This window comes from Acetanaerobacterium elongatum, from assembly GCF_900103835.1.
Classification (GTDB): Bacteria; Bacillota; Clostridia; order Oscillospirales; family Ruminococcaceae; genus Acetanaerobacterium; species Acetanaerobacterium elongatum.
Genome location: NZ_FNID01000020.1, coordinates 1 through 12,562 on the forward strand (window position 1 = coordinate 1; position 12,562 = coordinate 12,562).

The following is a 12,562-nucleotide window of genomic DNA, read 5'->3' on the forward strand; positions in this document are numbered from 1 at the left end:
AAGCATGTCCCGTGTGGCACATTGCATCGACAACGGTCCTATGGAAGGATTCTGGGGCATTTTGAAACGCGAACGCTATTACGGTCGGAGATTCACCAGCAAGCAGAAACTTATTCAGATGATTGAGAGTTACATCAGCTATTACAACACCCGGCGTGTGCAACGCAACTTGGGTGTTCTGACACCGTTAGAGAAATTTAATCTCTACTTCGCTGCATAAAAAGCGACCAGTGGTTTTGTTCACCACTGGTCGGGAAAATTTTATGTTTTTTCGCTGTCCTCTTGACGGGATGCAGTTCATTATTGGGTGCCTTTTTGTTTTATGTGTATACATAGCTGTCCTCACCTTGAATCACTAACGTTATCTGCCTTTACGCGTATTGCCATCTTTGAAAAGAGCAGTAAAGCTCCTGGGAGCCTTTGTTTCAAAGCACATTATTTTATCGGTAAAGGGGTGCTTAAACGCTAATTTATAGGCGTGCAACCCCAAACGACCCAAAGGGTTTGTTCTGGCCCCATACTTTTTATCACCCGTAACGTTGTGCCCGATGTCTTTCATGTGCACGCGAATCTGGTTCTTGCGGCCTGTTTCAAGCCGGATATCCAGCAAAGAGTATTCGCTGCTTTCGTTAATCACCTGATAGTTTGTAATGGCCTCCAAACCGTCACCGGCGGTGGGGCTGGAATACATCATTAAAGTTTTGGTTTCTTTCAGCCAGGATTGAATCCTGCCGCTTTTCTCTTGAAGCTTCCCCTCCACAACGGCAACATAACCCCGTTCGGTTACTAAATCAGACCAGTTATCCTGCAGCGCCAGCTTCATTCGCTCGTTCTTTGCAACCATCAATATACCGGAGGTATCACGATCCAGGCGGTGCACGGCAAAAATGCGGTTCTCCGGGTCTCTTGTCTTTACATAATCCGTTAACAGGCGATAGGCGGTGTGCTCATTCTCTTTATCGGAAGCAATCGAAAGCAGCCCCGCAGGCTTGTTGATAACAATGAGGTCGTTATCTTCATACAGAATGTCGAGTGAATTCTTTTGCTTTATTACCGGCCCGGCAGTCCGGCTGATCTTCACCCGCTGTCCTTCGCGAATTACCGTATCGTATTGCGTTATCACAATCCCGTCTACCGATACCTGCCTGTGCGTCAGCAGGGCCTTTACATGGTTTCTGGACTTGTTAGAGAGCTTTAACAACAAAAAATCCAATAAACCGCTTGGTTCTGTTACCACAAACTCTATATCAGGCTTTGGCGCGTTTCCTTTTTGCCTCATGTCCCGTTTTGTTTTTATCAATGGTTTTTCTCCTTTCGATTACCCGGCTGCCTTATGCGCAGCCGCTGGATCGCGCGGCTAATCGCTACTTCTGAGCAGCAATCTTATCAGCAAGCTCGTTTAAGTACACCCACCGCTCCGTTTTGCTGTCAAGCTCGGCTTCGAGCACCGCCTTCTGTTCCATCAGGGCCTGTAAACGGATATAGTCGCTGGCCGACGAGGCAATTTCCGCTTCGCATTGTACGATTTGAGCCTCCAGCGCAGCAATATCATCGTCTATCGTATCGAATTCCCGCTGCTCTTTAAACGAGAATTTCAGCTTTGTTGTCTTTTGTGGCGCTTCCTTTTTTACCGCAGCTTCGTTTTTTGCCGCAGGCAGTGAAGTTATCTGCCGTTTCTCATAATAGTCGGTATAATTACCCGTATATTGTAGAATGTTTCCCTCCATGTTCACCTCAAAGATGGAGGTAGCTACCTTATCTAAAAAATAGCGGTCATGCGAAACAGTTAGCACCGGCCCTGCAAAGGATAGAAGATAATCCTCCAGAATCACCAGCGTATCAATGTCCAAATCATTGGTAGGCTCATCGAGCAACAGGATGTTTGGGGCGGTCATCAATATGCTCAGCAGATACAGGCGGCGGCGTTCACCGCCGCTGAGCCTGCCGATTAGAGAATACTGAAGGTCGGAAGTGAATAAAAACCGCTCCAGCATCTGAGATGCAGAAAAGGTTCCCTCGGGAGTTTTCACATCTTCGGCTATTTCGCGGATGAAATCATACACCCTTTGGTTTAAATCGAGTTCTCTACACTCCTGCGTGAAATAGCCCACCTTTACGGTGCTGCCCATATCCACCGTTCCTTCATCCGGCAGCAACCGCCCGGCAATCAGGTTCAGCAGGGTAGACTTACCCGCGCCGTTCTTACCAACGATACCAATGCGGTCACCCTTCGCAATAATATAAGAAAAATCACGGATTACGGTTCGGCCGCCTAAGGCTTTGGTAACCCTATCAAGCTCTATTGTTTTGCGCCCAAGGCGCGTAGAGACTGTTGACATCTGCACTGTGTCATCTGCTGCCTGCACGGTTTGCTCCTTGAGTGCCTCGTAGCGTTCAATGCGGTCGCGGCTCTTGGTGCCGCGTGCTCTGGCGCCGCGCATAATCCACTGATATTCCCTGCGCAGAATCGACTGCCGCTTGCGTTCGCTGGCCTCAGCCATCTCTGCACGCTCAGCCTTCAGCTCAAGATATTTGGAGTAGTTGGCTTCATAGGTATAGAGCTTGCTATGGGATAGCTCAACAATACGGTTTACGACGCGCTCTAAAAAATACCGATCGTGCGTAACCATAATTAAACCGCCGTTTAGTCGGCAGAGGTACTGCTCAAGCCAGGAGACCATTTCGCTGTCAAGATGGTTTGTCGGCTCGTCCAGAATAAGTATATCCGCCGGGTGTATCAGCGTGGCAGCGAGAGCCACCCGCTTGCGCTGGCCACCGGAAAGCGTGCCGATTTTAGCGTCAAAATCTATAATTCCCAAGCGGGTAAGCATGGTTTTTGCTTCATATTCGTGAATCTCGCGAAACTGGGCAGGGAAGTCGGCAAATACCTGCTCCAGTACCGTAAAGCCGTCGCTCATCTCCGGTGTCTGCGGCAGATAGGCCACCCGTATGTTGGGGTTCATGACAATGGCGCCCTCATCCGGCTGTTCCGCGCCGGCTAATATTTTAAGCAGCGTACTTTTCCCCGTACCATTTATACCGATTATCCCAAATCGGTTGCCCTCATTCAGGTACAACGAAACATCCTGTAACAACTGCTTTGTACCGTAATTTTTCGATATATGTTCTGCAGATAACAGCATTTTGTGGCTCCCTTAATATAAACGATAACATCTTAAAATAATAGTATATCACAAAATACATCAAACTCATAACAAAAACCCTTTCGATATGACATTCATACCGAAAGGGTCGATTACACTATCAAAAGCGAACTTCTGTTTTACTCCTCATCCTCACTGAAGTCGTCCTCATTCTCCCAGTTGTGCCACACGTTCTGCACATCGTCGTTATCCTCAAGGTGCTCCAGCAGGCGGCTCATCTTTTGGGCGGTGTCGGCGTCTTCAATGCGGGCATAGGTCTGGGGCAAAAACTCCACCTCGGCGGAGATAAAGGAATACTTCTTAACTGCATTTATGAAATTTTCAAAGCGTGTATTTCATAGTTCGTTAAGGTACATTTTCCTTAACTAACCAAAGTATATCATAACTCATAAGCCTTTTTCAAGCCTTGAACAGTGACATACATATCATTATTTGTTGTCAATTTCTACTGGATTATTCACCGGTTTAGCTTCACTTTCAATTCGCTGCAATTCAAGCGCAGTATCCACACTATAAGGGCTAATATCAATAATGGTCTGTTTACTGATAGCCCCCATGTCATATTGAACTTTTAGCTCGTCCATAAGGCTTGCAGTATCTACAGGTCTATTAACACTAAAGGTAATATCCAAAGAATCAAAATTATCATCATTGAATGTAATACCCTGTAATTTCAATAGCTTTCTGATATATTCAAACCTCTTAAAGAATCCTTCTCTAAGTACCTGTATCGTTTGTTTTGCTTTATTATCCATCTGACTAAACAGTAATTTTAAACTTACCTCTGATACATTAGAAATGTTTCCTTGACCAATAGCGGATGCCGGTACTCCTGCAACTGCATATAACTGTTGGTTAAGGCTATCCAGTAATAGTTTAATATTATTATAATCCATCGTGGCATTTACCCATTTAAAATCCCCACCATCTTCAAGGTTAAGGGTAGCACCAACAATATCTTTGGGAATGCTTTCATTTATCCTTTGTCCTGCACTAACACCCAACGGATTAAGGCTAAGTGTGGTAATAGCATCATCTAGTTTAGACAATAGTAATTCAATCTGATTCATAACAGGAATAAGATCATTCATAATACTATCGCCAAAGAAGTTGTATTCGCTCTTATCCATCATTGAATAGTGTATAGGCAAACCGGTTAGGTTATTAACTTCACTTACTAATCGCTCATTCTCATAGGTTAGAACCTTGAATGGAGTATAGACAATGTAGTTTTTGTGTCCAGTATCAATATCATCCCAATATTCAATAAAGGCAACATAATTAAAGTGCTCATCATAAACAGGGTAGGCATCTTCATTAGCAATAACCTTTGATTTTATGGTTTTGTCACCAGTAAGGTAAACATATTCAAAGGCATCACCATAGGTATATAGGTCTGTTACAACTTCATAGTCTGTTTTATTAAAGATACCCTTTTTATAAACGTTATTATATTTCTTAACGATATCCTGCTCACCAGTAATTGAAATGGGGTTTCCTACTACATAACTTACATGAAAGTTAATAATAGATTTCAACGTATTCAGAACAATCTTTGCAGTTCTATAGGTTTCCTCTTTAAATACAAAATCCTTGCGCTGCAAGACATTATGTAACCTTAACAAGTACTGCTTTATATCAACAACGTTAGAGATTCTCTTGATATGTTCGCTTTTTTGCACTTCATCAACAAACCATAAAGGTTTTGTAAGGATGTCCATTTTTCGTCCTCCCTTAAACATAATTCAAACCAGATTTAAGCCCAACCAAAGCCATAGCAAAAGACATTACTAAGTCGTCATGATTACCTGTAATCGCCTCCATTTTGCCGTTCTTGAAAGCGAACAGTTTCATTTCTGAAAGCAAATCTTTTGACTTTATACATATCTGATTAGTTTCAAACAGTTCTACAAAATCGTTAATCATTATTGGCTTTGTCTTTCCGTTGGTAATAAATCCAACCTTCTTTTTGGCTTTCCCTCTGGCATCGTATTCTTTGTATTTATACATATTTGTATACTGATAATCATTCTTTAACTTGTCTACTACTGTATGCCCTGCGCTTGCTTTTTCTATAACCAGTAAGGCTCTATTAAAGTAAATGCCTATAGCACTAACCAGTTCCGCATACTGAAATGGTTTTATCTGATTACTCTTAAATTCTGCTACTTGCTCTCCATCTTGTGTAATAACCTGAAAGGCGCTGTAGTCTTGTCCTAGCCCTTCGCCGGTATCTACCCCAATATAATATTTGATTCCCTGTTTAGGCGCATCCCATAGAGATAACCCCCGATTAAACCACTGAATCAGACAATTGGGTAAGTTTATAGGTTTGTTTTTTAGTGGGGTATTCTCATCAACATAGTTTAGTCTTTCGTGTATTAGCTTTGATGAAAAGATATTACAACCAGTAGAAACAAAGGCTTCGATAGGGTTACTAGGGAATTCTTGTGCAAAACTGCTTTCGCTACTATTGGCAATCTTTAATCTGCGCCATACTATCTGCTCAATACTAGCCCCCTGATTGTGCAATGCTAATTCGGCTTCATTTAATTCCTCTAAGGCAGGTAACTTAGTATGTAAAGCGGTATATTTTCTGCAAAACATCTCATATTCATCTTTAAACATTACTTTATCGTCTATCCAACTAAAAAAGAATGGCTTATAAAGACTTTCCTTCCGCTCTGCTTTGTTCCAGAGTTCAGAAAAGTAATTTAAGCCATTCGCTGTTGATTCAAGAATTATTCTACCATTAGGGGTTAAGGCTTGTTCAATAGCAAGTAGTTGTTTATCAACCGTATCTTTCATAAATCCGATTTCAGATAAATGGGCGAATCTTATTGTTAATCCTCTGGCTACATCTTTTGAACCACAGGTAGCGCATATAATCCGCGAACCATTAACAAATTTCAATTCCTTTTTGTTATTGGCTATCAGTTCTACACTTAGCGATTTAGGCAGGTCATTGTATAATTGTTTTAGTTTTTCAAATATGGAAGTCGCACTATCAATACTATAACTAACCAAAAGACAGGTAGTATTTGAATTTGTACAAGCTAAGTAAATAGAGTAAGCACATGACAAGGTTGTTATTCCTAGTTGGCGTGATTTAAGAATAATATTATATTTGTCCATGCCCTTTATAAGTTCTTTTTGTTGTGGGTTAAGAACAAAAGGGATTAGTTTGCCGTTTTTATCCACAACTTTCATAAAGTTTTCTATATAGAGAACCGGACTATTCATTATTCTTTTTAACTTCTCGGTTACTGTCATGTTACCCCCCTTTATTCTTCATCTTCAACATCTACACCATGTAAGATACTTAGCAATTCACTTTCTTTTTCTGTAGCAAAGAACTTCTCGCTAAATTCTGTAAACGCCTTAAAAGCGTTAGTATCTTCTTTGGCTTTTTCAAAGTACAGTTCATATAACTGAATCATTTTCTCTTGATGTTGTCTTTTTAATAACCACTTAACCGCACTCTGTACGTTTTCTTCAAACAACCAGTTTGTACATGAGGTTTCAGTCATACCGGTAGTAAAGGTTTTGTAGTAGTTTTTTAGATCATCAAAAGACTTTAAGACTTTGTCTGTTAAAAGGTGTGGGGCATATTTCCAAAGTATGTAATAGACTTTAGCATCTGTCCTCACAAGACTTTTCAATTTTTGAATAATACTTTGCTCTTGTGAGGTGGATTTTCCTTGACTGTGATTAGCCGCCAATAATCTCACCTGCCGTTTTTCTTAGGCTTAAAGTTGTTTCGTTTAGGCTCTCAATAGCCTTATTTAAATCATCGCACCACTTAATTATTTCATCTTCTGACATTGGCTTAATTTCTTTGTTCTGGTTACTGGTGAAGAGATTAGCCCAATCTATAGACTTCAAATAAGCAAGTGCTTCATCTATTGTATAAGTCATACTGATCTTTCCTTTCATTTTATCTACTGGCTAACAAGAGCCATTTTTGACGATTGATAATAAAGTCAATCATGTATAATACCTGCCCCTTTAATTTGAGGGGCAGGATATTGACGCTCCATTTTCTTATGGAACTAAAAAAGGTAGTGGTAAGATAAAGAGGAGTGGTTGCGGAAAAATGGCTTAATGATAAGGAAAACAAGGATTTTGATGTGACACCACTGTCACACTTTTAGCCATTTTTGTGACACCACTGTCACACTTTTAATTATTCTTGTACTTAGCATCTATTTGTTCAAGCCGCTGTTTCCACCCACTAGCTTTAAACATCTCATAAACTGGTTTATCTAAGTGCCGCCCTCTGAAGAATATGTAAGGATTTACTACATACCCTTTCTGAATCTTCTTTTTATCACGAGCATCGGTAATTTTGTATTCGCTTAATATTCCTTTTTGGATAAGGGAAGGCATGATTTTACGAACTACATCATAAGAATAATCCAGTTCTTTGGATATGTCTTTAAGGGTTAATACATTTCTATCACACTTCCTCCTTTCTAAATTTGAATTTCACTGTGACATTTTTGCGGCATATGCTTTGTTAATACCATCAATAATTTGCTTGTAGTTTTCTTCTGTTAGGCTTTTGACTTCTGTTTCTACCTGACCGATTAACTGCGCCGATACATCACAATACTTAGCAACATCACGCAATGACAAGCCTTTTAATTCTCTGATTTCTCTGATCTGCCTAGGTGTAATCATCTGAATCCTCACTTTCTTATAAATAGACACCCCCGCCTGATATTTCAAGCAGGGGTGCATCATTATAATTTACTGGACGAAATTTACTTCTTTTAAGCTACGGTTTTGCGAACTACAACAATGCCGGTATCATCGAGCAGTTTGGTAGTGTACAGGGAAGATGCAACAAAATCTGTAGCAAGAAGTTTCGCTTCACGCTCTTCCTCAAGCATGATTTCCTTCTGGAACACATAGCCAAGAGCATTTTTCTTGATTATGTAGGTTTTGCACTCGCTGGCGGTAGAATCCCAAGTACCGTTGTTGGTAACAACTACAGGAATACCAAAGTAATAGCCAATAACGCCATTCTGTGCAATACCGTTACCATTGGTCTGATAGGTGAGTGCAGTATTTACAAATTCGGTCATTCCCACAAAAGAACTGCGAAGTCTGGAGTTGATGATAATAGCGGCGAAAGTATCTACATCAATTTCATCACCGAAATTATCAATACCCTTCTGGAGTTCTGCGGAAGTGATAGCGGTAGCACCTGCGGCGGCAGACTTGAAAACAACATCTGTATCTATAGCGGCTGCAAGGTCAGTATCAATCTGCTTTGCCATTACATCTACAACCTGCTTGATAACGTTATCAGTTACCGCACCCTTAATCTGTGCCTTTTCACTGTCATATACGCGAAATGCAGAACCAATATACTTGATCTCTGCGGAATCGTCTGCCATATCAATAATGGCAGGGGTAAGGGCAGTACCCTTAGTTACAGTACCGACTGTGGCGGTTCTCTTTAATTTGGGGAAGTGAACCTTATCACCTGCGGACAGAATTTCGGGTACAAGGGAAGTTGCATCAAAAGCAACCGAACCAAAACGAAGGGTAGTACCAAGTTTTTCATTAACTGCATCTGCGAATACTTCAGGAATAAATAAAGTAGCCATATATTTTACCTCTTTCTTTTTTTACATGTTTGTTGTTATTCTTACTTTGACTTCATAAGCCGTTTAGCCAATTCGGGGTTGGATTCAAAGACTTTTTGACGTTCTGAAAAAGACATGCTATGCCATTTCTCTTTGGTTATTGAATCGGTGTTGTTATGATTTATAGGGGTATAGCCTGTTTCAATAATTCGCTGTGAAATGATGTTAGTAATGATCTTTTCAAAAGCATCAACGTCTGCATCATCCCTAAGATAATCCACAAAACTTTTATCAAGGTTTTTAGCCAGTAATGTGTCTTGTAGATTTAATCTTTTTTCTTTGGCTGCTACCTCCGCTAAACGTGTTTCCAGTTCAATTTCTTGTTCGGATTTGTTTGCAGGGGTAAGATTAGTAATCTTCTGCTCTAGTTCTTTAATTTCTTTTGAGTATTTGGTTCTTAACCTATCCTCTGCGGACTGGATAGCTTTGTTAAAATCTGTCTTACTCATAGAAACCATTTCATCATTGGTCGGTTCTACTACGTTCTCGTTTTCAACTTCATTTGCCATTCTAAAATCATCCTTTCTTGTTACATCCGACAAGCCCTAAAACTAGTTCCTATCAGATATCCCTTGCTCAATTCTCATAAAATAAAAAGACCTGTATTACCGCAGATAACACAGGTCTGATTAACTAATATTATTTTTGTTCCCTTGTAGTCGTTTTTTTAAAAATGGCTACAAACCATTGTGGCTCTAAGCGTTACGAGTGTTTTATATCAATTGACATTTATTTAACACATATCGCAAACCCGCATAACCATGAGAAAAACAAGCATTTTCAACTTCAAAATGATCTGTTGACATTTTCTTGCCTTGTAGTAACATTTTAAAAATCCTAAAAAGCTTTATGAATACAATATCTATCATATAGTTAAGAAATATTGAGAAAACCAGTAGGTCGCATGATTATAGGATAATTCAGTATTATCAACTTTAAATTGACTCTTGGAATTTTTGTTTCTTATCATCTAGTTAAGAAATTTCGAGAAGTCTTACAAACCCGCATGAACACGCATAAAATCAGTATTCTTAACTTCAAATAAAAAACTTCAACTCTAAATTGACTGGTGGTTAAATATCCTATCATATAGTTAAGAAAAAATGATAAAGTCCTTAAACCATTGAAGATACAGGCTTTGTAAGCATTATCAACTTAAAATAAAAATGTGGTTATTAAAATGGTTCCCTTGTAGTCACATTTCAAAAATCCTTGAAATCCGCATGAGTACAATACTTATCATCTAGTTAAGAAAAAACAAGAAAGCCCACAAACCGCATGGTTGTGGGCTTAATGAGCATTTTCAATTTAAAAAGCTTGCGTCTACTTTTTCATTGCTTTATTTCTTTTCCATTCTCTTTTTCTTAGTTTATCATGCTCATATTGGCATTGTTCACATCTACTGGTCTTCATATCCCATGCATAAACTTCCACTTCTTTACCACAGTCAATACATTTAATTGTTTTAATTCCTACTGGCTGATATTCTTTGTGTTTTTTACAGAACCGTTCATCTTGTCTTCTTTGCTTAAACGGAAATCCACAATACCTATCATATAGTTAAGAAAAACTGCATATGTCACTAAAGCTAGTAATACCAACGGTTTGCGGATTTGTCTACTTTAAATTGGTCTGACTTCATTTACCCTAAACTCATAATAGAAATGGTTAGGGATGTACTGCATAGACTATTACTATCCCTCAAATTCAGTTTAAAAGAAGTTCCAATCAGGGAACTAGGTGAAGTAGCATCCATTTTAAGCTTGATATAGTTATCCGCTTGGGAAGTGGTAAGTACATAACCGGTTTGGGCGGTGGATAAATCAAGTGACCAAACGGGGGTTAGCGTAACAGGTTGATTATTAATGTCTTTAAATGCGGCTGTAAAGGTTTTGCTTGCTTGTCCAATCTTTAGCACTGGATCACCACTATAGGTTATGCTTGCCGTATACTGAATAGGTGGGGTGACTTCATCAATAACAACTTCTTTTACTGCGGTTATATTATGCTCTACCCATTTAGCGGTTATTGTAACAGTACCGGCACTGATGCAAGTTAATACCCCTTGATTGGAAATTGTCGCTTTACTGGTGTCGGATGTTTCCCATAGTATTGTCGGGTTTACTATGGTTGTATCGTTAATCTTTGCCAATGTGGTAAAGGTTGCAGTATCATCAACTTTATAGGATACATTTCCTGAAGCATCTAAAGAGTATGTTGTTTGGGTGCTGCTATTGGCAGTTCGTTTAACAAAGATGTAACAAATGCCGGATTTATAATAGATACTAAAAATTTGCCATGTTGCACCTAAAGCAACGAAAACATTATTAACCGCTAGTTTCCTGCTTTGTTCGTTATCCTCGGTTATCAGTTCAATTGTACCATCAATAGTGGTTGCCAATGCGCTACTAATCAGGCTAACAGATTGCCAGTCATAAGCATGACATTTTACGAATAACTCATAGCCGGTTTCTGTAACAACGTTAATCACAGAATTCACCTTTTCTAAATCGCTATGATAGTAGACATGGTTTTCAGATGTTTCTTGGTTAATGGATATGTAATAATCATTATTGTACTGTATAAGCTTTCCCTGTTGAATACCGGCATCAATTGGATAGTATATAGTTCGTTTATCACTGGTTTTATTCCTGTCGCTATTCTTACGAAACAGGCAGGGGAGGGTAACAGGAGCATTGCCATTATAGATTGTTACTGTCTTACCTTCTCGGTTTAAGGTATCGCTAAATTGCGATTCCAACACATCATACATGTTTATCGCTACCTTTCTTTATAACTATTTACAAATATTATGAACTGTTGTATATTGTAAGAAAAAGGGGGTTGTGCGGATGGATACATTGTTGTGTATTATCGCTATTGTTGCGATTGCTTTATTCTTGTACTTCAACAGTAATGAGAAGAAATTTCAAAAAGAAGTTGACCAGTTATATCAGTGGAAACAGGCAAATATAGAATTGCTTAGGAAAGAGATGGAGGATGGAAAGATAACTCCAGTGAAGTTTGCAGAAGAAAGTTGGAAATACGATAAGGTGTATCATGATGGATGGTGGGTAGCTTTTAAAAAGTATAAGGTTAAGTAGTAAAAAGATATTTTGAAAATTCTTATTGTTCCCTTGTAGACTATTTTGCCTCAACACCCCTGAATCCTTATGGTTCTAAGTTGTATTGCAATCCCTACTGGTTATATAACGATATAGAAAACGCTCACGAACCGCATAGTTATGGGATAAATTAGTATTATTAACTTTAAAAGCTTGCGTCTACTTTTTCATTGCTTTATTTCTTTTCCATTCTCTTTTTCTTAATTTATCATGGGTTTACCAATACCACAGGACATAGAAATAGTTGCTCGTGGTTACATAAATAAAATTGAGTTCGTATATCAAAAGAATAAAACAGATGAAAAGTTATCCATCCCAACTGATTCAATAATATTATTTAATACGTTTTACTCTTGGCAATCGGAAATGCAAAACTATATAGCTAGAGCAGTTGCAGGGGGATTAATTGCAGGAGCAGCGGGAAGTATTATCGGAGCTATGACAACTAAAGAACAACAACGGGAGGTTCTCTTTTTAAAAATTCAATATCATGGTGAAGATAATAATATTTCAGAAATTATTTTGTCTGGGCGCAATAATGATGATGCATACGTAAAAAAATTCGTTAATGGTTGTAAAGAGTTATATTCCTTGAATTTTGATTTAGTTGAATAGT

14 protein-coding genes are annotated in these 12,562 nt (G+C 39.0%); 3 read left to right on the top strand and 11 right to left on the bottom strand.

Annotated elements, in window-relative coordinates:
- Positions 1-220 (top strand): IS3 family transposase (locus tag BLR50_RS08485; protein ID WP_143008074.1); only part of this gene is annotated, 220 nt, incomplete at its 5' end.
- A 141-nt stretch (positions 221-361) separates the two neighbouring features.
- Here the strand turns inward: BLR50_RS08485 and BLR50_RS08490 are convergent.
- From BLR50_RS08490 to BLR50_RS08545, 11 genes are all read right to left on the bottom strand, one after another.
- Positions 362-1,300 (bottom strand): RluA family pseudouridine synthase, encoded by a 939-nt coding sequence (locus BLR50_RS08490; protein ID WP_242871722.1) that lies wholly within the window; start codon positions 1,298-1,300, stop codon positions 362-364.
- 64 nt (positions 1,301-1,364) lie between these two features.
- A complete protein-coding gene (locus tag BLR50_RS08495) occupies positions 1,365-3,143 on the bottom strand; it encodes an ABC-F family ATP-binding cassette domain-containing protein (protein WP_092640613.1) in 1,779 nt (592 codons plus the stop codon).
- 140 nt (positions 3,144-3,283) lie between these two features.
- Complete coding sequence (locus BLR50_RS08500) at positions 3,284-3,478, bottom strand: YebC/PmpR family DNA-binding transcriptional regulator (RefSeq protein ID WP_092640618.1); 195 nt, start codon at positions 3,476-3,478, stop codon at positions 3,284-3,286.
- Positions 3,479-3,592: 114 nt separating this feature from the next.
- Positions 3,593-4,885: a phage portal protein gene (locus BLR50_RS08505; RefSeq protein ID WP_162840373.1), complete on the bottom strand. Its 1,293-nt coding sequence runs from the start codon at positions 4,883-4,885 to the stop codon at positions 3,593-3,595.
- A 13-nt stretch (positions 4,886-4,898) separates the two neighbouring features.
- A complete protein-coding gene (locus tag BLR50_RS08510) occupies positions 4,899-6,437 on the bottom strand; it encodes a phage terminase large subunit family protein (protein ID WP_092640625.1) in 1,539 nt (512 codons plus the stop codon).
- 11 nt (positions 6,438-6,448) lie between these two features.
- Complete coding sequence (locus BLR50_RS08515; protein ID WP_092640628.1) at positions 6,449-6,886, bottom strand: hypothetical protein; 438 nt, start codon at positions 6,884-6,886, stop codon at positions 6,449-6,451.
- Positions 6,876-7,082: a hypothetical protein gene (locus BLR50_RS08520; protein ID WP_092640631.1), complete on the bottom strand. Its 207-nt coding sequence runs from the start codon at positions 7,080-7,082 to the stop codon at positions 6,876-6,878. Before BLR50_RS08520 ends, BLR50_RS08515 begins: the two co-directional genes overlap by 11 nt.
- A gap of 570 nt (positions 7,083-7,652) precedes the next feature.
- On the bottom strand, positions 7,653-7,847 hold the full coding sequence (locus tag BLR50_RS08530) for a helix-turn-helix domain-containing protein (protein WP_162840374.1): 195 nt from the start codon (positions 7,845-7,847) through the stop codon (positions 7,653-7,655).
- A 92-nt stretch (positions 7,848-7,939) separates the two neighbouring features.
- Complete coding sequence (locus tag BLR50_RS08535) at positions 7,940-8,782, bottom strand: hypothetical protein (protein WP_092640640.1); 843 nt, start codon at positions 8,780-8,782, stop codon at positions 7,940-7,942.
- Between the two features lie 41 nt (positions 8,783-8,823).
- Entirely contained in the window at positions 8,824-9,330 is a 507-nt protein-coding gene (locus BLR50_RS08540; RefSeq protein WP_092640643.1) for a hypothetical protein, read from the bottom strand.
- A gap of 1,133 nt (positions 9,331-10,463) precedes the next feature.
- Entirely contained in the window at positions 10,464-11,594 is a 1,131-nt protein-coding gene (locus BLR50_RS08545) for an Ig-like domain-containing protein (RefSeq protein ID WP_092640646.1), read from the bottom strand.
- A gap of 79 nt (positions 11,595-11,673) precedes the next feature.
- Between BLR50_RS08545 and BLR50_RS08550 the strand changes: the two genes are divergently transcribed.
- Together BLR50_RS08550 and BLR50_RS08555 are read left to right on the top strand one after the other, a co-directional pair.
- Positions 11,674-11,925, top strand: coding sequence for a hypothetical protein (locus tag BLR50_RS08550; RefSeq protein ID WP_092640650.1), 252 nt, complete (start codon positions 11,674-11,676; stop codon positions 11,923-11,925).
- Positions 11,926-12,156: 231 nt separating this feature from the next.
- Entirely contained in the window at positions 12,157-12,561 is a 405-nt protein-coding gene (locus BLR50_RS08555; RefSeq protein WP_092640653.1) for a hypothetical protein, read from the top strand.
- The last annotated feature ends 1 nt before the right edge of the window (position 12,562 follow it).